The sequence below is a fragment of the Pseudomonas sp. NFX1 genome, from assembly GCF_051123555.1.
GTDB lineage: Bacteria > Pseudomonadota > Gammaproteobacteria > Pseudomonadales > Pseudomonadaceae > Aquipseudomonas > Aquipseudomonas capeferrum.
The window spans coordinates 1528458-1551340 of record NZ_CP169366.1 but is presented as its reverse complement, the minus strand read 5'-3'; the positions used below and the strand labels follow the sequence as shown (position 1 = coordinate 1551340).

The window sequence follows — 22883 nt, the reverse complement described above, 5'->3', positions numbered from 1 at the left end:
CGGCTTACAGTTCCCTCATGAGCAGCCTTGCCCCCCTCAATACCTTGATCACCCGCTTCCAGGAGCAGACGCCGATCCGCGCGAGCTCGCTGATCATCACCCTGTATGGCGACGCCATCGAGCCGCATGGTGGCACGGTCTGGCTGGGCAGCCTGATCAACCTGCTGGAGCCGATCGGCATCAACGAACGGCTGATCCGCACCTCGATCTTCCGCCTGACCAAGGAAGGCTGGCTGACCGCCGAAAAAGTCGGCCGGCGCAGCTATTACAGCCTCACCGGCACGGGCCGGCGCCGTTTCGAAAAAGCCTTCAAGCGTGTTTACAGCGCGAGCCTCCCAGCCTGGGACGGCGCCTGGACGCTGGTGTTGCTGTCGCAGCTGGAGGCCAGCAAGCGCAAGGCCGTGCGCGAAGAACTGGAGTGGCAGGGCTACGGTGCCATCGCCCCGAACGTACTTGGCTGCCCGCGCGCTGATCGTGCCGACCTGGCGACCACCTTGCGCGAGCTGGACGCCACTGACGACAGCATCGTCTTCGAAACCCACACCCAGGAAGTACTAGCCTCCAAGGCCATGCGCGCCCAGGTGCGGGAAAGCTGGCGGATCGAGGAACTGGGCGAGCACTACAGCGAGTTCATCCGCTTGTTCCGGCCGCTGTGGCAGGCGCTCAAGGAGCAGAAGGAACTCGATGCCCAGGACTGCTTCCTGGCGCGCACCTTGTTGATTCATGAGTACCGCCGGCTGCTGCTGCGTGACCCGCAGTTGCCGGATGAGCTGCTGCCTGGGGACTGGGAAGGCAGGGCTGCTCGCCAGTTGTGCCGTAACCTCTATCGGCTGGTATGGGGCAAGGCGGAAGAGTGGCTGGGTAGCGCACTGGAGACGGCAGATGGGCCGTTGCCGGATGTTAACGAGAGCTTCTACAAGCGGTTTGGTGGGCTGGGCTGAGTCAGGGCAATGCATAAACCTTGAACAACCGCCTGGCCGTGTCGCTCACACCGCCGAGGTATTTGACGTAGGCCTGCTCGATTTCGCCCGATCGGTACATCTCGCTCAGCACCGTATCGACCAGCAACCGGAAGTCATCATCGCCGCGCGCGATCATCAGCGAAACCGGCGCATATTCGTAGATTCGGTCGAGCAGCAATAGGCTGCCGTCCGGATAGCCCGACGCGATGTGGGTCTTGAGCAGGATACGGTCGGCAAAGAACGCATCGGCACCGCCCTCGGCCACGCGCCGTACGCCTTCCTCATTGCTCTTGACGCTAACCAAGGTCGCGATCACGCCAAGCAGCCGCATCTGCTCGCCAACCCACTGCTGCGTGGCGCTGCCCGCCAATACGGCATAGGTCTGCTTGGCCAGGCCCCGATTGACCGTGGCGCGCCAGGTCGGCCCGTCATGCGCCACCTCACCGTTGAGCGCCTTGAGCAAGGGCTCAGGTGACTGCTTGCGGACCACAGCCGAGAGCCCCGCGGTATATACCGGCAACGAAAAGCTCACTGCTTTGCGCCGCTCCAGCGTCTGCGGGGTCGGCGTGCAGAGGATATCGACTTTGCCCGAGCTGACCGCAGCAACCGCTTGGGCAATTTCCACGGGCTGAAACCGCACCTGCAACGCGGGTTGCTGCAGCTCGGATTTCACCCGTTCACTGATCTTCAGACAAAGGTCAATGGCGTAACCCTCGACGGTATCGCCGTTCAGTTCACTGAACGGTGCTGACCCAGGCAGGTAGCCCAGCGTCAGGGTATGGCTGCTGCGCACCCGCTCCACGGTGTCGGCCCAGGAAATAACCGCGACACTAGAGAGCGCACCCGCCAGCAGCAGGCGCAAAAGCTTCGCTGACAACGGCTTCATTGCTCGCGCCCTCCGCTCAGGCCGGCAGCTGGCGGGTAGACGAAGCGTTTGGCGAGAAACCCGTACAGCAGGTAGCCAAAGGCGAGCACCAGCAACCCGCCAAACAAAGCCTCCATGCCGCAGGCATACAGCGCGTAAAGCGAGTAGGACACTGCAATCAGCAATACAACCAGGTTGCGCGAGTACACCGTTGGCGGGACGTTGGCCTTGTACATGATCACCAGTAGCCCGGTCAGCGCTGTCACGTAGGGGATCAGGTTGGTCACCGCAGCAAGGTTCACCAGCTTGCTGAACTGCGCACTGGCATTGGGTGAAATGGTCGACACGGCCATTGCAGTCTGCAACAGGCCGCAGACGATCATGCCAATAACCGGTGCCCCAAACCTGTTGAGCTTGCCAAACAACTTGAGAAAAAGGTTCTGGTCGGCGGTCATCTTGGCGGTCTGGGCCAGGGTGAACTGCCAGCCCAGCAGTGAGCCGACACAGGCCATGACCGCCAAGGCCATGACGATATTGCCCACCAGCGGGCTGAACATCTTCGCGTAGACCAGGGCGAAAGGCGCTGACGCGTTGGCCAGTTCAGCGTTGGGGATGATGCCCTGGATGACCGTGGTCGAAAGCACATAGACCACCGCCGCACCCAGGGTGCCGAAGAGGCATGCCAGCGGCACGTCGCGCTTCGGGTTCTCGACCGCATCAGACGCCTGGGCTGCCGACTCCATGCCCAGAAAGGCCCACAGAGTCAGCGGTATGGCCTTGCCGATGGCCTCGGAAAGCGGCAACGCGTTGGGGTTCCAGGCAGCCTGGAGCAGGTCGGGCTTGAACCAGAACCAGCCGATGATGCTCAGCCCCGCAACGGGGATGATGACACCCCAGACCGTGATCGCACCGATCTTGCCGGTGATGTTCGGGCCGCCAAAGTTGGCGACGATGGTCAGCCAGATCAGCCCCACGGTGCCGATGAACAGCGGTACGGCACCGGTGCCCAACCAAGGCACGAACGCGGTCATGTAGCCCACCGCAGAGATTGCCACCGCCACGTTGGCGATCGCCAGCGACAGAAAGTACAGGTAGGAGCAGAGAAAGAAGCCTGATTTTGCGTGGGCTTCTTCGGTATAGGCCGACAAGCCGCCAGAGCGCGGGCAGAAGATGCCGCATTGAGCAAAACAGTAGGCAATGGCCATCGAACCAATCGCGGTGAAGGCCCATGACAACAGCGACACCGCGCCCAGTTGCGCCATGTTGGTGGGCAGCATGATGATGCCCGACCCCATCATGTTGACCGTCACCAGCGTGGTAAGGCCCATCAGGCTCATCTTCTTGCTTGGGTCCGTCATCGCAAACTCCCTTTCAAGGCTTGCTGGCTGGCTGCGGATGTTCTGGCTTGGCAGGGTCGGCGTACCACTGCTCCCTTGGCACCCACTTGGCCTGCAGCGGGTCGCCGAGGTAGTGGGGCGACATGATCTGCACGCCGTACTCGTTGAAAACGTCCTGGATATTGGCGTGCAGCAGGCTGAGGAGGAGGGCGCGTGGCCTGGGCTGCGACGGAACGGCCTGGGCCACCAGGCGGTACTCCGGATAAAAATCCGACAGCGCCGTCTGGAACACCTGGGGTTCGGGCTTTGCCAGTACGCCATCGGTACGCCTGGCCGCCTCCAGCAACATCGCTTCGACCTGCCGCCACGGCGTGTCGTAGCCGATGGTCACCACCGTATCGACCACATAGCCTGGCCCCTCGACGATGCGTGAGTAGTTTTTCGTCACGGTGCCCGTGATCATCGAATTGGGCAGCGTCAACACCTCGCCAAGGCCGGTGCGGATGGTGGTGGTGAACATGCCCACCTCGGTCACCGTGCCTTCATAGTCGCCCACGCGCACGAACTCCCCGGCGCGCAGCGTCCTTGTATAGGTGAGAATCAGCCCGGCCGCCGCCTGGCCGACGACACTGGTGGCACCGAGCGAAATCATCAGCCCGAGCAGTACCGACAGGCCCTTGAACGCATCGGTGCCAGAGCCAGGCAGGTACGGGTAGGCCATCACCAGGGCAAACAGCCAGATCGCCAATGACGTCAGGCGCATGGTGGGCTGCAGGGTTTCTTCGTTGAGCCACTTCAACGTGCCCGGCCGTGCCATGCGCCGCAGCACCCGCTTGGAAAACGCGCTGATACCCCGGGCAATGAAGAAAATCGACAGGGCAACGGCAAGCCCGGGGATGGCGTGAAGGATGCCGCTGACCAGGTAGCTGACCAGCTCCATCAGGTAGACATTCAGGCTTTCGCCCCACGCCCGGGTGTAAGGGAACTGCGACAGCACGAAGCCCAGCCACTGGTAGCAGAGCAACAGCAGCACCAGCCAGTACACCAGCCACAGCGAACGATCGGCCAGGTAGTAGAGGTTCTGCAGGTCGAACAGGGGTGTTTGACCCACCCTGAAACGCTCGGAATGCTTGCCCATCAGCCTGGGCAGCAGCCCCAAAAGCTTGCGCCGCACACCTCGCGCGCCCTTGACCAGCAGCATGAACACCAAGGTGGCCGCAGCCGAATAGCCGACGGCATTGAGCAGAAAACGCACGCTGCGCGCCTGGCGTGTTTCCTCGACCACCAGGCGCAGGTTCTCTGCGGCCAGCTCGGCGGCTTCGCGCGCGGTGATATCGTTGGCGGCGGCGTCCTGCGGCGTGACGATGAACGCGCGCCGATCGCCCAGCAGCACCAGGTAGCTGTTCAGGATAGCGTCGATTCTGATGTGCTGGTCATCTTCATCCTGCAACGCTTCTTCAATGGCCGACTTGGCCCGCAGTGCTCGAACCTGTGGTGTTTCACCCAGCAAGGTGGCCCGAAAGACAAATACCGTGCGGTTGATGATCTGCAGCGCTGCAGGCTCAGGGGTGGCAGCATCGGCTGCCGTCGCTGAAGGCTCCAGGCCCTCTGCATGGAGGAGGGTTGAGCACAGCATCTGTACCGCCAGAGCCAGCCAACACACTTGCCTGAATCCACGCATGATCCTCATGCTTCGCTCCCCTGCGACCCGAGGTTGGGCTGCTTCCAGCATAGTCGGGTTTCTGGCCTGCCCGGTATCGCATCCACGGGTAGCCACCCAAGCAAACATCAATCTATAAAGTCAACCAAGGTAAGCCTTATTGGCTTTAAGGCCTACGGTAACGAGCTTTATCAGCATCGTAAAAAATTTTAATGCGTGCTATGGTTTGCCTTATGACACTTAATGTTAGTGCTGGTAGGCTTTATGAATGACTTTTTCCCCGTCGCCTGCGCCGATACCCTCAGTAAAATAGGGCTTCTGGTCAAGGCAAAGCGCCTGTCACTCGGTTTACGCCAATCAGACCTCACGGCAGCAATCGGCGTCTCCGCGCATACCCTTCGCAAGATCGAAGGCGGCTCCGCACTCGTGGACCTGCGTTCTTTCATGCTGGTGTTATGGCGCCTGGGCATCAGCGACACGGTCTTCGCCTCGCTGGAGGGCATTGAAAAAACCTCCCAGATCACCCGTTTCAGTGATGACGACGATGCCCACCAGAGCCTCGCATCCCGCCGCGTGCGGCTGGCAAAACCCAAGCCCGAGGAATTCTGATGTCCCGTGCCTACATCTATATGGATCACCCCGAGACGGGTGAGGTCATCACGCTTGGCCGGCTGACCCTCAAAGGCAAGCTCGGTGAGTTCCTCTATGCGCCTGACCATGTGGCGCGAGGTGGCTGGGTACCCGACCCCATCAATTACCCCCTGCGTGCCGAGCCCTACACGGGGATCGCCAAGAACCGCGGCATACCCGGCTTCATCAATGACGCCATGCCTGATGGCTGGGGCGAGCGGCTGCTGCATCGGGCGTACGGCCAGGAACTGGGCACCCTCGACTTCTTACTCAAGTCACCGAACAACGACCGCGTCGGCAACCTGATGGCGGGTGGCGCAACCATGCCCGCACCTGGCCTGGGCGACGGCGCGGTACCCACCTTGAAAGGCTTGGCCAAATTCGTCGCCGCGTGCGAGGCGGTGTACGACGGCCAGCTCGACGCCGAGTCGGTGGCAACCCTCAACGTCCGCCAACAGCGTTCCGCCTTGGGCGGCGCGCGCCCCAAACGCACGCTGCAGGACAACGGCATGCTGATCCTGGCCAAGCCCCGTGATCGCTACGACCACTACGACCTGCCCTCCATCGAATATGCCTGCATGACCTTTGCAGCAGGGCAGGGCTTGAACGTGGCAAAAACCGCGCTGCATGCCGAAAACCCTTCAACCTTGCTGATCGAACGCTTCGACCGCACGCCAATTGCGCAGGGCGCCCGACGCATTCCCATGCTCAGCGCATTGACCCTGCTGGATTCGGAATGGAACGGCGCACACCATCGGGATTGGCGCTACGCCGCCGTAGCCGATGAAATGCGCCGGCGGGGTGTGCCCGATGCTGATCTGCAGGAGCTGTTCAAACGCATGTGCTACAACGCCCTGGTGGGGAACTCTGACGACCATCCACGCAACCATGCAGTGATCTGGGTGGCAGGCGGGTGGCGTCTGTCGCCGATGTACGACGTACTGCCCATGCTCGAAGAAGGGCCGGCACAAACCTTGGCTATGGCTGTTGGCCGTGAGGGCAGCCAGATCAGCCGCGCCAACCTGCTCAGCCACCACGCTCACTTTGCCTTGACGCGGGAGCAGGCCGAGCAGGTGCTGGAAGAAGTGGCGGGCTGGGAGCCGGCCTTGAAGGCGCATTACCAGCATTTGCTTGCGGGGGAAGACCTGAGGATGGCGTGTGAGGCGGCGAGTTCGGTGCGGATGCTCAGCTGAGCGAGTACGGACTGTTTAATCAATAAAAATCCCAGCACAAGTTATGCTGGAATATAACTAAACTAAATGAATATTTAGCGTAGTTAAGTTCCAGCCTTAACCAAAGGATACCCGTGGCAGGGAAGGAAAGTGCCATTCAGCTAACTATCAAGCAGCCGTAGCCTGCCTGGACGCGCCAGCCTGCGGGGTTTGCGAGGTTTGCGTACCTTGCAACCAGTCACAGTAGAGGCCCACACCTTGTTCGACGGTCAATGTTGCCGCCTTGTAGCCCGCAGCGCGCAAACGTTCCAGATCGGCACAAGTGAAACACTGGTACTTGCCACGTAAATGCTCAGGAAATTCGCTGTACTCCAGAATGCCTTCCAGCAGGGCGATCTCCAGGGACAATGGGGGGCGTTCCTGGTGCTGGCGTAGCCTATTGATCACTGCCAGGGCCACGTCATTGAACGACTGGGCGCGGCCGCTACCGACATTGAATATACCGCTCGTTTGCGGGTGATCAAGGAAGAACATATTGGCCTTGACCACATCGTCCACTGCAACGAAATCCCGCAAATGGCCACCGCTGGGGTAACCGCCGAAGCTGCCGAACAGGCTGACTTTCCCGTGGGCCTGATACTGGTTGAAACAATGCAGGGCTACAGACGCCATCGCGCCTTTATGCTGCTCGCGGGGCCCGTAGACATTGAAATAGCGTAATCCCACAACCTGGCTGCGCGTGGCCGACAACTGCCGGCGTACATGCTGGTCGAACAGGAACTTGGAGTAGCCATAGACGTTCAGTGGGCACTCACAATCGCGTTGTTCACGAAAGGCCTGGCCAGCACCATAGACGGCTGCCGACGAGGCATATAAAAACGGAACCTGCTGGCTCTGGGCAATCTCCAGTAAATCGCGACTGAAGCGATAATTGTTGGCCATCATGAAACGGCCATCGGCTTCGACGGTACTTGAACACGCGCCTTGGTGCAGCACGGCTTGCACCTTGCCAAATTGCCCGCGACGAAAACGCTCGAGGAAGTCGTCCTTGTCCAGGTAGTCGGCAATTTCACTGTCGGCCAGGTTGCGAAATTTGTCGCCAGCGGTCAGGTCGTCGACGGCGATGATCTCGGTTTCGTTGCGGTGGTTGAGCGCCTGTACGAGGTTGCTGCCAATGAATCCCGCGGCGCCAGTTACGATGATGGTCATGCCAGATCCCCATGAGGGTGCGGAGACCGCAGCTTAGGGGCGGGAATCTGCAGGGGTATTAATCGGGGTCAAAGGATGTGAGGGTTTGTCGGAATTCGGTGTTGGCTGCTTTCAGATCTGGGCACACTCGGGCGCTAGCTGGAATATGAAGGTGCGCATAATGCATATTATGTTAAATGGTGTGTCTGGAGGTGCGCTTTACCTGTGTGTCCAATGTCACTTGTCGGCGTTGAAAATTAATCGGCGGTACGCCATTTCCTTCGCAACCCTCACAGGAATGGATTTCTCGCTGCGCCGGCTTTCGTCTCACTGCTAATTGTCGAAAATTAATCGGCGCACTTTCCTTCAAAAATTTTCGATATTTGATTGTCAGGCCTTACAGGTTTGAATCGCCCCTGGTTTCCTAGACACCTCCAAGCCTCATAATGAGGCCCAAATAGGAGGTGCCATGAGTCGTCAGCGTTACCCCGAAGAATTCAAGATCGAAGCGGTCAAGCAAGTGACCGAAAAAGGCAAATCTGTCGCCGATGTCGCCCAGCGCCTGGGCATGTCCGTGCACAGCCTTTACGCCTGGATCAAGGACTATAGCAAGCGTCAGCAAGACGACGATCGGCAGGCCGAACTGCGCAAGCTACGCGCTGAACTCAAGAGCGTGACGTAAGAGCGAGACATCCAATCGCCCCCTAATGAGCCGCCGCAGCTCATTGCGCCGCATCACGCCTTTGCCTCAGGGCTAACAAGCAGTGGCAGCAGCTCCGAAACTAACGCTTTCGCATCCTGTTCGTACCCTTCGCGCCAACGGCCAGACCAATCGCAAGGACGCCCATCATCCTCCCACTCGGCCAATGCCAGCGCATTTACAATTTCCATCTCAAACCAAAGGGTCTGCCACCTTTCTGCATCTGACACCAAGATTGAGTTTTGCCAGGCGAATTCGGTCTGCGCTACGAAGCTCGACCAACACAGCAGATCCTGAGGTGCTTCCCGCGCCAGTACCATCAATTCCGAAACTGTCATCACAAACTTCCTCCACTGACTAAAGTCGCGATTGGCGCACACACATAACCGTTTAGCACCGCTTCTTAAGCAGGTACCACCCGCCGTGCATCCCTTCGCACCGCTTGTGGCGGTACGCCGAATCCGCGGATGAATACCTCGCGCATATGCCGACGATCCCTAAAACCAGTTTCTTTAGCCACCACATCCAGGCTGTGTCGGCTCTGCTCAATCATCAATCGGGCAGCCTCAAGACGAAGACGCTCTATGGCCTTGGCCGGTGATTGCCCGGTCTCGGCGGTGAACACGCGGGTGAACTGCCGGGGGCTCAGGTGCACAACTTCAGCGAGTTCCTCAACACTCAACGGACGACTCAAATTTTTGCGAGCGTAATCCAGAGCGCTTTGAATCCGATCCGACTTCGGTGCAAGCGTCAGCAGTTCGGAGTGTTGGGATTGCCCACCCGAGCGGCGCTGATGCATCACGAGCTTGCGCGCCACGGACCTGGCCATTTCGGCTCCCAGGTCTTTTTCCACCATACCCAGCGCCATATCCAGGGCAGCGGTCATGCCGGCGGACGTCCAGATCTGCCCGTCCACAATGAATATCCGATCTTCTTCGACTTCAATCTTCGGATGCAGCTCGCGCAGCTTTTTCGCATAGGCCCAATGCGTCGTTGCACGCCGATAATCCAGCACGCCTGCCTGAGCCAACACAAAACAGCCCGTACAAAGGCCCGCAGTGCGCCGTGCGCCGTCGACAAAGCCCCGCACACTGGCCAGCACGTCTGCACCAGGAGGCGTCAATGGCGTCAAAGTCCCCGTAATCATCCAGGTATCGGCCAAACCAGGAGCCCCAAGAGGAAGCGTATCCATGTACATCCCCAGAGAAGAGCGCACCGTGCCACCCTCCATGGAGAAATTCTGGATTCTGTAAACCGTTTCGCCCGCGACGATGTTGGCGAACTCGAATACCGCCTGCGTTGCCAGCGACATGACCTGGAAACCTTCGGTAATAAGGTAGCCGACCCGGTGCATGGTAGAGCTCCACTGTTCGATGTCCTAAAACCGTATTATATGCGTCGTTTAAGACAACAGCGCTATTCTGCATCATGGCTCCACACCCAAACACCGGAGCATCACCATGACGCAGCAATTCAAGGGCACCGCCCTCATCACCGGCGCCTCCACCGGAATCGGATCGATCTACGCAGAACGCTTGGCCCGCCGGGGTTACGACTTGGTGCTGGTCGCCCGTAACCGGGAGCGCCTCAACACCTTGGCCAGCCGGCTCACCAGCGAAACCCGGCAGAACGTAGAGGTGTTTCCGGCAGACCTCGCCAAGGCAGATGACCTCGCCAAGGTAGAACGCAAACTGCGTGAAGACGCCAGCATCAGCCTGCTCGTGAACAACGCAGGCATCGGCACCCACACCAGCCTGCTGGAAAGTGATGTCGAGCGCATGGCCGAAATGATCACCCTCAACGTGACCGCCCTCACCCGCCTTACCTACGCCGCCATCCCAGGATTTACCGCTCGCAAGCACGGCGCCGTCATCAATATCTCGTCCATCGTGAGCCTGGCGCCAGAACTGCTCAATGGCGTGTATGGCGGCAGCAAGGCCTATGTGACCGCGTTCACTCAGTCCCTGCACAAGGAGCTAGCAGATAAAGGCATCAAAATCCAGGCGGTGCTACCAGGGGCCACAGCCACCGACTTCTGGCAGATCGGTGGCTTGCCTGTCGAGAACCTCGATCCGGGCATCGTGATGTCGGCCCAAGACCTGGTGGACGGAGCCCTGCAGGATTTCGACGACAGTGTGTTGATCTCCATCCCCTCGATGCATGACTTGCAAGCTTTCGAACGCTACGAAGCCAGCCGACAGGCCATGTTCAGTCAGCTTTCCAGCAATCTGCTTGCTCCGCGTTACAACGCCAAATGATCAGCAGGTCAAACGCTACCCACCATTTTCACCACAGGCGACAAAGTCTTACTCCATTCAGGCTATTTCTTGAGTGAATCGAAACGTCTAGCCTTAACCCACATTCAATCAGAGAGTCAAACCAATGAAGGCCGTCGTCTACACCCAACCCGGTTTGCCGATCCAAGACGCTCAATCGCTGTACGACACGCAGCTGCCCACCCCGACACCCGGTGCCCGGGACCTCCTTGTCGAGGTCAAGGCTATCGCCGTCAACCCGGTTGATACGAAGATCCGTGCAAGCCGTGGCGGTGAGCAACCACAAGTGCTGGGCTGGGATGCCGTCGGCGTCGTCCGTGAGGTAGGTGCTGAAGTGACGTTGTTCCAACCGGGCGATGAGGTTTTCTACGCCGGTGCTATCGACCGCCAGGGCACCTACAGTGAGCTTCACGTAGTGGATGAACGCATCGTCGGGCACAAGCCTCGCAGCTTGGATAATGCGAGTGCCGCTGCCCTCCCCCTGACCTCGATTACCGCGTGGGAGCTGCTGTTTGACCGCTTGGGCGTTGTCGAAAATGCAGGTAAAGGCCAAAGCCTTTTGGTTATCGGCGCGGCTGGCGGGGTGGGTTCGATTTTGGTTCAGCTGGCCAGCAAGCTCACGCAGCTGACCGTCATCGGCACCGCCTCAAGGCCTGAGACCCAGGCGTGGGTCAAGGAACTGGGTGCCCATCATGTCATCGACCACTCCAAGCCGATCGCGCCTCAGTTGCAAGCGCTCGGGCTCGATACGGTCGATTATGTGATCAGCCTGACGCACACCGACACCTACCTTGCGCAGTTGGTGGAAGTGCTTCGTCCACAAGGCAAACTGGCGCTGATCGACGACCCCGCACAGCTGGATGTAATGCCACTCAAACGCAAGTCGCTGTCACTGCACTGGGAGCTGATGTTCACACGTTCGTTGTACAAAACCGAGGACATGATCAAGCAGCACCAATTGCTCGAGCGTGTTTCAAAGCTGATCGATGACGGTGTACTCAAAACCACCGTGGGTGAGCACTTCGGCACGATCAACGCCGATAATCTCAAGCGCGCGCACGCCGTAATCGAAAGTGGCAAGGCACGCGGCAAGATTGTCCTGGAAGCCTTTTGATGGCTACACCGGTCTGCCCTCATCTTTAAGATGCGGCCATCACATCATGAGAACGTTTCTTTCACTCAATTTTCACGTGGTTTGAGAGAACCTGAAGCTATCCCTACGTGTGATAGACCTTGCCCGCCTAGCAGCGGGCTTTCTTTTGCCCGCAAAATCTCACCGGCATTTAGCCGGTACTGGCTTACTTGCGGCGGGTCATAGCGCTCAGCACAGCTGCAACAAGCAAAAATACTCCGCTGGCTACGAACGTAGCTTGATAGCCCATCCCGTCGTACAGCACGCCGCCTACCGTTGCCCCTACAGTAATAGCCAACTGAATCACCGCGACCATCAGGCCACCCCCGGCTTCAGCATCGCGCGGCAGTGCCCTGGCCAACCAGGTGAACCATCCCACGGGAGCACAGGTAGCGATCAGCCCCCAGAAACCCAGCAGAACGGCGACTGGAACGACCCAGCTACCCACCGCGATCACGGCGAATGCGATGGCGGTCATGATCAACGGTATCCCCATTAGCACCCGATTCAGATGTCGTGCAACGAGGGCGCCCACCAACACAGTGCCTACCAATCCTGCGGCGCCAATGATCAGCAGGAGCAGCGAGAGCGTAGGCACATCCACCTGCGTGACCGTTTCCAGGAAGGGCCGCAGATAAGTGAACAGTGTGAACTGCCCCATAAAGAGGAAGGCAACGGCGGCCATGCCGAGCGCGACCCTGCTGTCTCCCAGCAAGCGCAGCGAGCCGGTGGCCGATAACTTAGCGCGCTCACTCGGCATTGCCGGCAGCGTGAACGCTTGCCAGATCAACGCCAACGCGGCCAACGGCACCACGCAAAAAAATGCTCCTCTCCAGCCAATGATGCCGCCCAAATAACTCCCGACCGGAGCCGCGACTGCCGTGGCCAGTGCGGTACCGCCCTGCATCACGGCAATGGCCTTGGGAACGAGCGCTTTGGGTGCGATGCGCATCATCACCGCTGTGGACATCGACCAGTAACCACCGATGGCAATCCCGAGCACGGCGCGCCCCACCATCAACGTCAGGTAGTCCGGGGCGTATGCCACCATCCCTCCGGAAATCAGCATCAGCGCCGTTGTGGCCAGTAGCACAGGCTTGCGGTCGATCCCCTGGGTCAGGGTGGCCAGCAACAGGCTAGTGATCACGGCGAAGAAGCCCGAGATTGAAATGGCCTGCCCGGCCTGGCCTTCAGTCAGCGACAAATCGGATGCAATGGGGGTGAGCAAGCTCACTGGCAAAAATTCGGACGCCACCAGGGCGAAGGCACAGAGTGACATCGCCAGGACAGCACTCCAAACCTGGCGGCTTGAATGTTGAAGGGGTAGTGAATCCCGTTCGAGCGAAACCGGCTCACGCTTGTACAAACTGTTCGCTCCATGGGGCATGTCCGCGGCTCCCGCAGTGAATGAACTGCCATCTTCCTCGCGTAAACCGGCCTACCAGTAGAGCAAATGGCTAGTTTTCTTGCCTAAATCTCCAAGCCGTGCTGACCGGGCATGGACAGCTCAGGCAGCGCACGCGTAGTGTTTTCCCACGAGATCATCGGATGCTTCCTATGCACGCCAGCCCACAACCGCCCTCTCCCTCTAACCCAATGGCCACGCTGTGCAGGGTCATCGGCGCCCATGCGCCTACCGCTGGCGATTTCGCGACGCGCATTGCAGCGCTCGGCGTCTACCGACGTCATGCACCGGCCCCGCCGATCACGTGCATCGTTGAGCCGAGCATCGTGCTGGTCGCCCAGGGCGCCAAAGAGATGGTCATTGGCAGCGACGTGTTCCCCTACGACACGAGCCGCTTCCTGGTCACTTCACTGAATATCCCCGCCAACTCGGCGGTGACGATGGCCAGCGAGGCAGCCCCCTGTCTTGGCCTGGTGTTCAGGCTCGACCTGCGCACGCTGGCGGAATTGATCGCGCAAGATGGTCGTCTTCCCTTGAGCGGTCAGGCCTTTCATACCAGCGCGGGAGTGGGTGAACTCAGCCCGAAGCTGCTGCAGAGCTTCACCCGCCTGATCGAGTTGCTGGAAGAGCCCGATGCGATCCCTACCCTCTGGCCGCTCATTCAGCGAGAAATCCACTACCGGCTATTGCTCAGTGACCAGGCCCCTCTCCTGCGCTACATCGCTTCCGTGGGCAGCAAGGGGCACCGAATAGCCAAGGCCATCGACTGGATGAAGCTGAACTACGCCGCCCCGCTGCGGGTGGACGAGCTGGCCTCCCAGGTGCAAATGGGGCTCTCGACCTTCCATCATCACTTCCGCCAGCTCACCGCGATGAGCCCGCTGCAGTACCAGAAATGGTTGAGGTTGAACGAGGCGAAACGGTTGATGCTCAACGAGCATCTGGATGCCGCCACCGCTGCCTTCAAAGTCGGCTATGAAAGCCCCTCGCAGTTCAGCCGCGAGTATGGGCGGCAGTTCGGCACGCCGCCAAAGCGCGACATCGCAGGGTTGCGCCTAGGTGCGCAACGATCAGGCGCCACCACGCCCAGCCTGCCCTGAACCTTGAGCACTCACCTACAAGGAGGAGAACATTTGTACTCCACCGGTAAAATGAAGATCGTCCGCCTCATACGTCATGGAGAAAGCGCGGCGAATGCCGGCGCAGCCACCCTGGATCACGCGACCATCCCACTGACTGATAAGGGCCGCGATCAAGCAGCGCGCGTAGCCAGGTCAATCAGCAAGGCGCCTGGATTGATCGTTGCGTCACCCTTCTCACGCGCTCAAGCAACCGCGGATGCCACGATTTCAGTGTTCCCCAGCGTTACCTGCGAGACATGGCCCATCGAAGAATTCACCTACCTCGCGCCTGCGAATTGCGTGAACACTACGGTTGCTCAACGAAAAGCTTGGGTCGACCTGTATTGGGCTAAAGCTGATCCTTCCCACGTCGACGGAGAAGGCGCAGAGTCGTTCCTCGCATTTATTGAGCGCGCGCGGTCGTTCTTGGATCGCCTGGCCTTGCACCCGGCACAAGACATTCTGGTGTTTTCCCATGGTCAGTTCGTCAATGCCGTGGCTTGGCTGATCGAGTGTGAACCACGCATGATCGATGGCCAGGCAATGACTCACTGGCGCGAATTTGAGATCGCGAACCACATTCAAAATGGCTGGGGGCTTGAGCTGGTACTCAATGCCGAAAAACCATCCTGTACGGCCCGGCGCGCCTTTGTATGACCGAGTCGCGAAAAGCGATTAAGCTGCGGCAGTTGGTGCAATGCAGCCAGAATGACTGAGAACAGCTTCTTTTCATGCCCCAAGGATGACCATGGCTACACACAGTTCTACCACCACGCAAAAACACTTAGCAGTACTGATTGACGCCGACAATGCGCCAGCTGCGATCGTAGAGGGGCTTTTCGAAGAGATCGCCAAGTACGGTGTTGCCAGCGTCAAGCGGATCTACGGTGACTGGACTGGCCCGCAACTCGGTGGCTGGAAAAAAGTGCTGCTCGACCATTCGATCCAACCCATCCAGCAATTTGCCTATACCAAGGGCAAGAACGCCACCGACAGCTCGCTCATCATCGACGCCATGGATTTGCTCTACACCCGGCGCTTCAATGGCTTTTGCCTGGTGTCCAGCGACAGCGACTTCACACGCCTGGCCTCAAGGCTGCGGGAGGAAGGCTTGACGGTTTACGGGTTTGGTGAGGAAAAAACGCCCAAGCCCTTTGTGGCCGCTTGCGACAAGTTCATCTACATCGAATTGCTGCGTGACGAAGCCGCTCAGTCGCCCAATGCCGAGGCGTCTGTCGAGTCCTCCGTGACGCCTGATGCAAAACCGGTGGCGGCAGAAAAGCCCAAGAAGCCCAAGGCGCCCATCGGTTTCATTACCAAGATTCTGGACGATATTGCTGATGAGGATGGCTGGGCACATTTAAGTGTGTTGGGTACGAACATCTCGAAGCTTCGCCCGGAGTTTGACCCGCGTACCCATGGTTTCAAGAAGCTGAGCGACCTGATCAAGGCATACCCGCAGACGTTCGAACTACAAGCTCGCGGTGCATCTGCTGGGGGTACCGCGATGTACGCCCGGCACAAGCCACCCAGCAAGTGATGCCATTGTAATCAGGAGGTCCTGTTTCGAAGCCGGCGAGCTGGGCGCCTTCTGCACCTTGGCGAGCGACGCCCGTTGTAGGAGCGGCCTTGCGTCGCGAAAGGGCTGCAAAGCAGCCCCGGCACTATCAGCGGTGACGCACCAATCTGGGGCCGCTGCGCGCCCCTTTCCGACCGGTCCGGCGCCCCGGCAAGGCCGCTCCTACAAGGGACCGCAGAGGGTCACAGGGCGATGCCTTGTTCGCCGAAGAAGGGCTTGAAGGGCGCTCGATGACAAAGGTAAGGCTCCGCAGAACCTACCTTTCACCAACGCAAGATCGCGTCACTACCATCGCCAATCGGTTGCTCGGCTTTACCGTTAATAGTCACCCAGACTGTCAGCACGGTTTCTCCAGGCTTCATTGTGGGATGCAGTCGTGCTCGCAGGGTAAAGTTTTCAAGGCGACGCTCGCCATGCCCGTCGATCGCGCCGAACGCGACCTCGTTACTGTAGGGGACGGGATCAGTCCATGAGAACTTTCCGTCCACACGCCGTCCCAGCGTAAAGTGAATACGATCCACGATGACTGATGCGTCGGTGCGGTTTTCGACCACCAACTCTTTGGAGTCCAGAATCACGATATTGTTCTCGAAGCGCATGTCTCCGTTGGCTCGGATTTTCAGGGGCATCAACTCGGTGCCCGCTACGGTCAGTTTGTCGGACCCATTCGAAAATGAAAACTCGCGTGGCATTTGACTTGCTATCCGAACCGGTTTCTTGCTCGGCGCGGGCGTTTCGGCGCTCATCGAGTAACTGATCCAGCCCATGATGCCTATCGCCATTATCAACGATACGAACAACAGGAATGCAGGCAGCCGGCCTGTTCTCACCACTGCCGCAATGCTGCGAACAAAGCCCCAAGTGATATAGAGCAGATGGAAAATCAAGCCAAGATTGAACACGGCCATCACAACCATCAAATGAGGAGGAAAGTTGTTGATCTCCTCTGCTGTCTTCAATTCCGCTGCACCGCCCTCCTCCAGCGCGTTCATCATTTGCGTGAAGAAGCCATCCGGGAAAAAGCTGACCCATACTGTGAAGTAAAGGACCCCGCACGTGATGATGGCTGCACAGAATCTCAACGCGTATGTAAATCGCCCACGAGGGTGGGCCCTGGCAGGCCCAAAGCGGGTAATCAAAGATGCGAGCCCGTAGACCAGGCCAACAAAGATGACAACCACTCCGAGGATATTACCCAAAGGCACCAATGCATCGAAGTCTTCCCTCAGCACCATGGACAGCATCAGCAGGCCAACTGCCGAGAGGCTGACCCCAAGCAAAGCCGATGTCATGCCTGATGCCGTACCTCGTAATGCAATGCCCCCTGCACTCACTGGGTACAGGAGGCTGTAGAAAAGATCGGCAACCATCGCCCCGATCGATGCCCCTCCTGCCCCTGTAGCGGCCAGAACATTGCTGCCGATGGCACGTTCGAGCGCCTTGATTCGCCCCAGCTCAGGGCCTGTGCAGTCGACCGCATGCAGTTTTGCGAGCCAGGCAATGGCTGCGGGTAGCTCGGTCAGGGCTGATTTCCCCACGCCGCTGCCAACCACCACGGGAATAATTGGCTTGCCAAGGCTTCGGGCAATATTGAGTTCTTCATGCAGGTAGTCCGGGCCGCTTTCGCGTAACGACGGTTCGCTCCAGCTATCACCCACTGCGCAAATAACCACACTGCTTTGTATGACCGCTGCCCTCATCTCCGCTTGCCAGTCCGTGCCGCCGAGAAAGCCATCCTGATCGAGCACAACTGACGCTTGCCCGAAATAACCGCGCAGGTGCTGCTCGAGGGCGCTGACTCCGGCCGTATAGTCTTTGCGACGATAGCTGATGAAGATCGATGCCATCTGAGCCTACCTACCCAATGCCTGGGTAGCGTCCACCGGGTGACTGATGTAACCGCATGGCACGGCATGAGCTGAATAACCCACACGCTAGTCGTAGCGGTTTATCCAAGCGAATCAGTTGCCATGCCTTTCCAATGCTGTCGGATCGCCTGCAGCGTGATGCCTTCATTCGCTTCATAGAAGCCTGAGCCTGACAAACGCGGGCATGTCTGCGAGCCCGCGTGATGCAGCGCTATGACTTCCCAGTCCCTGTTGAACACCGGGCTGCCGGAGCTACCCGGGTCGGTCGGCGTGCGGTAGTGCATCAGTCGCTCGTTGCCGCAGACGTCGAGCAGCACGCTGTCTTGAAGCGAGAACTGCAGTTCGCCGGCTCGCGGGTGACCGACGACGAAAGCTTTGGTTCGCGGTGAGGGCCAAGGGACAGTCGGCGCCACCGGGAGGCCAGCAGCACCGTTTGGCGTGCGGCTCAGGCGGCAGACGCTAACATCCAGCTTGCCCGGCGCCTCCTTCACGTTACCCAGTTGCCCTGGCTCCGAATTGAACAGGATCGCTTGCACCAGACAGGGGGGCACGCTGCCGTCTGCCTCCGTCTCGAAGGTGACGCGTGCATCGCTGCCGCGTATCGCTTTGGTCAAGGTATCGCTGATCACGTGGGCATTGGTGATGAACAGCAAGCCGTCATCGCCGAAAGCTGAACCCTGCACCAGGAAACCGGTGCCCATACGCACCCCTTTGTCGTTCGTCACGCAACCGATGTTAGGTGCGAGCGCGAGCATCTTGCGGATGTCGGCAACCGTGAACGACTTTTCACCGCAAAAGTTCTTTTCGAGCTCTTCGGGATTTTGTTGAAGCCATTGCAACTGACGGGCGTCCACGGACCAACGGCGCTGAGTGCGCAGCATGTGCCGTTCAAAGATCCTGGCCAAGCGCCCCGCACACGTGGATTCGTCCAGTGGGGCTCCACTCCAGATTTCGCGCACCTGGCGAAAATAGCTCTCCATCTCGAACGGGCCGCATTTCGGGTGCGCCAAGAACCGGTACAACCACAATTCGGCCCAGTCGCACCAGCTCTCGTCCGGCAGGAAGCGACTCAAGGCAAGGCACGCTTCGGACGCAGTTGCCAGCGCCCATGGGTCGGCAGGCTTGGTTCGTATAGCGACGGTTGCCTGCTTCAAAACATCGTGGGCCAACTCGATGAGTACCTGGATCGGCTGTGCTATCCGATCGTGCAGGCGTACCCGCAGCGCCAGTACATTCACGTCGAGGAAGAAGCTTGGTTGCGCTAGCTGCTTCTTCTGGTAGTAAGCGATTGACTCGGCGAGTACGTTCACATTGTCCGTCAGCACAAACCGTTGCTTGCGGATACGCCCGCGCAACGCGTTGTAGTCCTTCTCCTCTGCCTGGTATTCCAAGTCTGTCGGGTGCCTGATCGCCATTTGGTCGGCTTCGTCGAGCAGATCGTCGGCCCCTTCCAGAGCGCCAAGCTCCACCTTCGCCTGGGCGAGCAGGCGCTGGATCATGGCGTCGCAACCGAAGGTATCGTGCCAGGCGACGCCTAACTCGTGCACATGTTCGAAATGGCGGTGCCTGCGCAGCAGGTCCATGGCCTCGCGGACGCTCTTGCGCGAAGCCTGCTTGCCATCGAGCACCTCGTCAGCGAGCAAATGCACAGCGTGCGTCAGCAACTGCAACGGTGGGTTGGGAAACTCGCCACGTTTCAGGGCCATGGCGAGTTCACCCGCTGACATGGGCGACATCAGCGTGATATCCCGAGGGTATGCATCAGCAATGAGCGGAACTGCCTGCCGGCAAAATAGTGGGTGACTGTATGGCGCCAGTTTCCCCAGTTGCTCTCTCTAACATCCTCCACCCTACGCCCCTGCGTGGGGCGGAAATCGTCCATTCTCGGGTCAGCACCACAGATGGGGTCGAGGGGGTCGTAGACGTTGATCCATCGACCGAGCCCAGGTGGGAAATCGACGTGTGGCAGCCCATCGGCCCGCAGTTGCTCCTGCACTTCGGTGATGCCCAGCGGCGATCCAAGGGTGAACAGCACCTCCACCGGAGGGCATTGCTTGCAGTTGCGCAGAACGTCGTAGGCGATCATCGTGCCCATGCTATGAGTTACCAGCACCAGCTTGTTGGCCTGCTCCGCCGCTTTTCTCAAGTCATCGATCAGGCGCTGGCGCAGCTCATCACGCACCTTGAAGATCACGCCATCGGCTGGCCGCGCATAGTCCTTGTTGAACAGGAAGTAATACGCTTCCATCGCCGCTTTTTTGATGATGGCCTCCTTCACAGGCCCCGGCAGCCACGAGGCGATCTCCAATTGCGTAGGTTGCTGTGCAGCTGGATGGGCTACAAGGCACGGCGGCTCGGGTGGGAAAGGCGCCTCGCGCATCTTGCGCTCCACCTCAGCAAGGAACCTTGCTTCTTTTTCATTGGCAGGCGTCGGGATGGCAAGCTCGCCTGCTATCTGGTGCAGGCTCCCCAGGTCAACGACAGAACCGTCCCTGGACTCATAAAACGCATCGAGATCTGTTTCGTAATCGGTGCCGTAGAATACGTCTGCATAGTAGTTGAACAGGCCTGGCACGCCCTGGGTGTCGAGGTCGATCCCTGGGTTGTGGCCATGAAAAGGTGCAGGCGTGTCCGCTCGTTCCAGCCCCCAACGCCAGATTTCCTCAAGCTTTTCAGGCGAAGGCTTCTTTGCCAGCCCATGCACAAAGACGACCGCATATCTCCTCATGCTCCTTCCTCCCCACCTGTGCACTGGAACAGCGCCTGGGCGTCGCCGCAGAACGACCGTGGGGCCGGCCCGCCTTCTTTGATGGCATTCGCCATGGCGCGAGCATGATTCATGTCTGCAGGATAAAAACGGACGAGTTTGCCTTTGCTGTGGCCTGCTACGAGTTCGTCGCGGGCGATCGCGCCGCCGCCGATGGCGATCATCACGTCACTGGCATCGACCATGGCCTGTGAGGTGGAGGACAGATGTTCATTGGGCTGCATGCCACCCCAGGTAGGGTCGTCCACCATGAACACACGCTCGCAATCCTTGGAAAACAGCACCCCCTCGGCGCGCGCCCGCGACGAGACGATACCTACGGTGCGAAACCCTTTACGCAGTGCCAGTGGATAGACCATGCCAATGCCTTGCGCAGTGGCACCCGAGCACACGATGGTATCCCGAGGGTCGAAGGTCGCGAGCTCTGCCAGCAACACCTCCCGGGCTCGAGCTTCATCCTCATAGCCCGCGTCGGAAAAACCCAGAAAGGTCACCACTCGCTTCTCGCCGAGGGAGCGAATGCCGTCGACCGCTGCTTGTGCGTCCATGGAGTGGATCTCTTGGCGAAAACCCCGTGCGCTGGGGCAAGGCCTGCCGGTTTCAATTTGATCGTTATGAAAACCGGCATGGGTCAATTACTTGACGAAAGCACTAAACCGAAAGTTCTGCAACTTACCAAGCTGGTTAAGGCCTTCGCAATGAAGGCCCAACGCAGCACACACTAACCCACCACGTTTGAGGTATTAATCCAGGCCACCCTGGCACACATACTTGATGTGCATGTATTCCGCCAGGCCGTGAACGGAGCCTTCGCGGCCATAACCCGAGTCCTTCACCCCGCCGAACGGCGCAGCTTCGGCAGCCAGCGCGCCTTCGTTCACTCCGACAATGCCGCACTCCAGCGCATCGGTAACGCGGTGCACACGGCGCAGGTCGTTGGTATAGAAGTAGGCTGCCAACCCGAACGGCGAGTCGTTGGCCATCTTGATGACTTCCTCCTCGGTGTCGAATTGAGTGATCGGCGCGACGGGCCCGAAGGTTTCCTCATGGAAGCACTTGGCAGCGCGGTCTACGTCGGCCAGAACGGTTGGCGCGTAGTATGTGGACTCGGCGCGCTGTTCGGTGAACAGGCGCTTGCCGCCGGTCAGCACTCGGGCGCCCCGGGCAACGGCATCGTCAACGTGCTCTTCGATTTTGGCGATGGCTTTGGCGTTGATCATTGGCCCGATCTGCGACGCCGGATCGCTCGCCGGGCCGACGACCAGGGCTGCTACGCGGGCTGCCAGCTTCTCCAGAAACCTGCCGTAGATCTTCGACTGAACGTAGACACGGTTGGGGCACACGCAGGTTTGGCCGCCGTTACGGAACTTGGCAACCATCAAGCCTTCTACCGCAGCATCGACATCGGCATCTTCGAACACGATGAACGGAGCGTTACCACCCAACTCCAACGCCAGCTTTTTCAGGGTACGGGAGGATTCGTGGGCAAGGTGCTTACCCACGGGGGTCGAGCCGGTGAAGGTGATTTTACGAACGCGCGCATCGTCCAGCCACACATCGGCAACTGTCTTTGACGAGAGGGTGTTGACGATATTCAGCACACCTGCCGGCACGCCCGCCTCTTGCGCAAGCTTGACCAAGGCCAACGCAGTGAGTGGGGTTTCTGCTGCGGGTTTACACACGACGGTACAACCGGCAGCCAGTGCAGGCGCGATTTTCCGGGCAATCATCGCGGCGGGGAAGTTCCAGGGCGTGATGGCAGCGACGATACCCACAGGCTCCCAGTAGGCTGTCATTTTACGGCCACGCACCGCCTGAGGAATGATGTCGCCGTTCGCGCGCGTCGCTTCTTCTGCAAACCACTCGACATAACTGGCGGCGTAAGCGATTTCACCAATGGCTTCCGCAAGAGGTTTGCCTTGTTCAGAGGAAATGATTTTGCCCAGATCATCGGCGTTCGCCATGATCAGGTCATTCCAGCGTTTCAAAATGACAGCGCGTTGTTTGGCGGGCGTGGCGCGCCAAGCTTCAAAAGCGGCGGCTGCCGCTTCAACGGCGGCTTGAGCATCTTTTTCGTCGCTGTTTGCAACCCAGGCAACAGGCTCCCCAGTCGCCGGGTTATTGACCGGTAGGGTGGCGCCCGATACGGCATCTTGCCACACACCCGCAATATAGTTCTTGGTAACCATCAACGCTTCGCGCTGCAGTTTAAAGCTCATAA

20 protein-coding genes and 1 pseudogene are annotated in these 22883 nt (G+C 59.3%); 9 read left to right on the top strand and 12 right to left on the bottom strand.

Annotation, left to right across the window (positions count from 1 at the left end):
* The first annotated feature begins 17 nt into the window (after nt 1-17).
* Entirely contained in the window at nt 18-941 is a 924-nt protein-coding gene (paaX, locus tag DJ563_RS06635; protein ID WP_434519095.1) for a phenylacetic acid degradation operon negative regulatory protein PaaX, read from the top strand.
* 1 nt (nt 942) lies between these two features.
* Here paaX and DJ563_RS06630 read toward each other — a convergent pair whose 3' ends face one another.
* Genes DJ563_RS06630 through DJ563_RS06620 form a run of 3 tightly spaced genes read right to left on the bottom strand, consistent with a single transcriptional unit; the run spans nt 943 to nt 4800 of the window.
* Nucleotides 943-1848, bottom strand: a complete 906-nt coding sequence (locus DJ563_RS06630) for an amino acid ABC transporter substrate-binding protein (RefSeq protein WP_274100409.1) — start codon at nt 1846-1848, stop codon at nt 943-945.
* A complete protein-coding gene (gene potE, locus DJ563_RS06625; protein ID WP_434519094.1) occupies nt 1845-3185 on the bottom strand; it encodes a putrescine-ornithine antiporter in 1341 nt (446 codons plus the stop codon). The genes DJ563_RS06630 and potE overlap by 4 nt, the downstream gene beginning before the upstream one ends.
* A 13-nt stretch (nt 3186-3198) precedes the next feature.
* Complete coding sequence (locus tag DJ563_RS06620) at nt 3199-4800, bottom strand: mechanosensitive ion channel family protein (RefSeq protein WP_434519093.1); 1602 nt, start codon at nt 4798-4800, stop codon at nt 3199-3201.
* Between the two features lie 288 nt (nt 4801-5088).
* Between DJ563_RS06620 and DJ563_RS06615 the strand changes: the two genes are divergently transcribed.
* Both DJ563_RS06615 and DJ563_RS06610 read left to right on the top strand, forming a co-directional pair.
* The gene (locus DJ563_RS06615; protein ID WP_274100630.1) at nt 5089-5433 is read left to right on the top strand and encodes a transcriptional regulator; all 345 of its coding nucleotides are present in this window, start codon (nt 5089-5091) and stop codon (nt 5431-5433) included.
* Nucleotides 5433-6647 (top strand): type II toxin-antitoxin system HipA family toxin, encoded by a 1215-nt coding sequence (locus DJ563_RS06610; protein WP_434519092.1) that lies wholly within the window; start codon nt 5433-5435, stop codon nt 6645-6647. The genes DJ563_RS06615 and DJ563_RS06610 overlap by 1 nt, the downstream gene beginning before the upstream one ends.
* A gap of 147 nt (nt 6648-6794) precedes the next feature.
* Here DJ563_RS06610 and rfaD read toward each other — a convergent pair whose 3' ends face one another.
* A complete protein-coding gene (gene rfaD / locus DJ563_RS06605; protein WP_434519091.1) occupies nt 6795-7835 on the bottom strand; it encodes an ADP-glyceromanno-heptose 6-epimerase in 1041 nt (346 codons plus the stop codon).
* A gap of 448 nt (nt 7836-8283) precedes the next feature.
* Here rfaD and DJ563_RS06600 point away from each other — a divergent pair.
* Nucleotides 8284-8493 (top strand): annotated as a pseudogene (locus tag DJ563_RS06600) (transposase); the annotation flags it as partial.
* Between the two features lie 56 nt (nt 8494-8549).
* Here the strand turns inward: DJ563_RS06600 and DJ563_RS06595 are convergent.
* The gene (locus DJ563_RS06595) at nt 8550-8852 is read right to left on the bottom strand and encodes a hypothetical protein (RefSeq protein WP_277604287.1); all 303 of its coding nucleotides are present in this window, start codon (nt 8850-8852) and stop codon (nt 8550-8552) included.
* Between the two features lie 65 nt (nt 8853-8917).
* Nucleotides 8918-9868: a GlxA family transcriptional regulator gene (locus DJ563_RS06590; protein WP_033697826.1), complete on the bottom strand. Its 951-nt coding sequence runs from the start codon at nt 9866-9868 to the stop codon at nt 8918-8920.
* A gap of 106 nt (nt 9869-9974) precedes the next feature.
* On the opposite strand from DJ563_RS06590, the gene DJ563_RS06585 reads away from it, so the two are divergent.
* Both DJ563_RS06585 and DJ563_RS06580 read left to right on the top strand, forming a co-directional pair.
* Nucleotides 9975-10772, top strand: coding sequence for an SDR family NAD(P)-dependent oxidoreductase (locus DJ563_RS06585; protein WP_434519090.1), 798 nt, complete (start codon nt 9975-9977; stop codon nt 10770-10772).
* A gap of 124 nt (nt 10773-10896) precedes the next feature.
* On the top strand, nt 10897-11904 hold the full coding sequence (locus tag DJ563_RS06580; RefSeq protein ID WP_434519089.1) for a zinc-binding alcohol dehydrogenase family protein: 1008 nt from the start codon (nt 10897-10899) through the stop codon (nt 11902-11904).
* Between the two features lie 184 nt (nt 11905-12088).
* Here the strand turns inward: DJ563_RS06580 and DJ563_RS06575 are convergent, their stop codons facing one another.
* The gene (locus DJ563_RS06575) at nt 12089-13201 is read right to left on the bottom strand and encodes an MFS transporter (RefSeq protein ID WP_274100212.1); all 1113 of its coding nucleotides are present in this window, start codon (nt 13199-13201) and stop codon (nt 12089-12091) included.
* A 278-nt stretch (nt 13202-13479) separates the two neighbouring features.
* Here DJ563_RS06575 and DJ563_RS06570 point away from each other — a divergent pair, with 278 nt between their 5' ends.
* The 3 genes from DJ563_RS06570 (at nt 13480) to DJ563_RS06560 (ending at nt 15988) form a co-directional block, all read left to right on the top strand.
* Nucleotides 13480-14427 (top strand): AraC family transcriptional regulator N-terminal domain-containing protein, encoded by a 948-nt coding sequence (locus tag DJ563_RS06570; protein WP_434519088.1) that lies wholly within the window; start codon nt 13480-13482, stop codon nt 14425-14427.
* Between the two features lie 51 nt (nt 14428-14478).
* Nucleotides 14479-15105: a histidine phosphatase family protein gene (locus DJ563_RS06565; RefSeq protein ID WP_434519701.1), complete on the top strand. Its 627-nt coding sequence runs from the start codon at nt 14479-14481 to the stop codon at nt 15103-15105.
* 91 nt (nt 15106-15196) lie between these two features.
* A complete protein-coding gene (locus DJ563_RS06560) occupies nt 15197-15988 on the top strand; it encodes an NYN domain-containing protein (RefSeq protein WP_033697820.1) in 792 nt (263 codons plus the stop codon).
* A 302-nt stretch (nt 15989-16290) separates the two neighbouring features.
* Here the strand turns inward: DJ563_RS06560 and DJ563_RS06555 are convergent, their stop codons facing one another.
* The 5 genes from DJ563_RS06555 to DJ563_RS06535 form a co-directional block, all read right to left on the bottom strand.
* On the bottom strand, nt 16291-17874 hold the full coding sequence (locus DJ563_RS06555) for a toll/interleukin-1 receptor domain-containing protein (protein WP_434519087.1): 1584 nt from the start codon (nt 17872-17874) through the stop codon (nt 16291-16293).
* A gap of 101 nt (nt 17875-17975) precedes the next feature.
* Entirely contained in the window at nt 17976-19601 is a 1626-nt protein-coding gene (locus tag DJ563_RS06550) for a serine protease (RefSeq protein WP_274100262.1), read from the bottom strand.
* A 29-nt stretch (nt 19602-19630) separates the two neighbouring features.
* Nucleotides 19631-20623 carry a hypothetical protein gene (locus DJ563_RS06545; protein WP_434519086.1) on the bottom strand — a complete coding sequence of 331 codons (993 nt, stop codon included), beginning with the start codon at nt 20621-20623 and terminating at the stop codon, nt 19631-19633.
* Nucleotides 20620-21210 (bottom strand): hypothetical protein, encoded by a 591-nt coding sequence (locus DJ563_RS06540; protein ID WP_434519085.1) that lies wholly within the window; start codon nt 21208-21210, stop codon nt 20620-20622. The genes DJ563_RS06545 and DJ563_RS06540 overlap by 4 nt, the downstream gene beginning before the upstream one ends.
* 195 nt (nt 21211-21405) lie before the next feature.
* On the bottom strand, nt 21406-22881 hold the full coding sequence (locus DJ563_RS06535; protein WP_434519084.1) for an NAD-dependent succinate-semialdehyde dehydrogenase: 1476 nt from the start codon (nt 22879-22881) through the stop codon (nt 21406-21408).
* Nucleotides 22882-22883 lie beyond the last annotated feature (2 nt).

Coding starts and splice junctions, on each gene's coding strand:
- paaX (WP_434519095.1), top strand. CDS start 18: ATGAGCAGCCTTGCCCCCCTCAATACCTTGATCACCCGCTTCCAGGAG.
- DJ563_RS06630 (WP_274100409.1), bottom strand. CDS start 1,848: ATGAAGCCGTTGTCAGCGAAGCTTTTGCGCCTGCTGCTGGCGGGTGCG.
- potE (WP_434519094.1), bottom strand. CDS start 3,185: ATGACGGACCCAAGCAAGAAGATGAGCCTGATGGGCCTTACCACGCTG.
- DJ563_RS06620 (WP_434519093.1), bottom strand. CDS start 4,800: ATGCTGTGCTCAACCCTCCTCCATGCAGAGGGCCTGGAGCCTTCAGCG.
- DJ563_RS06615 (WP_274100630.1), top strand. CDS start 5,089: ATGAATGACTTTTTCCCCGTCGCCTGCGCCGATACCCTCAGTAAAATA.
- DJ563_RS06610 (WP_434519092.1), top strand. CDS start 5,433: ATGTCCCGTGCCTACATCTATATGGATCACCCCGAGACGGGTGAGGTC.
- rfaD (WP_434519091.1), bottom strand. CDS start 7,835: ATGACCATCATCGTAACTGGCGCCGCGGGATTCATTGGCAGCAACCTC.
- DJ563_RS06595 (WP_277604287.1), bottom strand. CDS start 8,852: ATGACAGTTTCGGAATTGATGGTACTGGCGCGGGAAGCACCTCAGGAT.
- DJ563_RS06590 (WP_033697826.1), bottom strand. CDS start 9,868: ATGCACCGGGTCGGCTACCTTATTACCGAAGGTTTCCAGGTCATGTCG.
- DJ563_RS06585 (WP_434519090.1), top strand. CDS start 9,975: ATGACGCAGCAATTCAAGGGCACCGCCCTCATCACCGGCGCCTCCACC.
- DJ563_RS06580 (WP_434519089.1), top strand. CDS start 10,897: ATGAAGGCCGTCGTCTACACCCAACCCGGTTTGCCGATCCAAGACGCT.
- DJ563_RS06575 (WP_274100212.1), bottom strand. CDS start 13,201: ATGTCACTCTGTGCCTTCGCCCTGGTGGCGTCCGAATTTTTGCCAGTG.
- DJ563_RS06570 (WP_434519088.1), top strand. CDS start 13,480: ATGCACGCCAGCCCACAACCGCCCTCTCCCTCTAACCCAATGGCCACG.
- DJ563_RS06565 (WP_434519701.1), top strand. CDS start 14,479: ATGAAGATCGTCCGCCTCATACGTCATGGAGAAAGCGCGGCGAATGCC.
- DJ563_RS06560 (WP_033697820.1), top strand. CDS start 15,197: ATGGCTACACACAGTTCTACCACCACGCAAAAACACTTAGCAGTACTG.
- DJ563_RS06555 (WP_434519087.1), bottom strand. CDS start 17,874: ATGGCATCGATCTTCATCAGCTATCGTCGCAAAGACTATACGGCCGGA.
- DJ563_RS06550 (WP_274100262.1), bottom strand. CDS start 19,601: ATGGCCCTGAAACGTGGCGAGTTTCCCAACCCACCGTTGCAGTTGCTG.
- DJ563_RS06545 (WP_434519086.1), bottom strand. CDS start 20,623: ATGAGGAGATATGCGGTCGTCTTTGTGCATGGGCTGGCAAAGAAGCCT.
- DJ563_RS06540 (WP_434519085.1), bottom strand. CDS start 21,210: ATGGACGCACAAGCAGCGGTCGACGGCATTCGCTCCCTCGGCGAGAAG.
- DJ563_RS06535 (WP_434519084.1), bottom strand. CDS start 22,881: ATGAGCTTTAAACTGCAGCGCGAAGCGTTGATGGTTACCAAGAACTAT.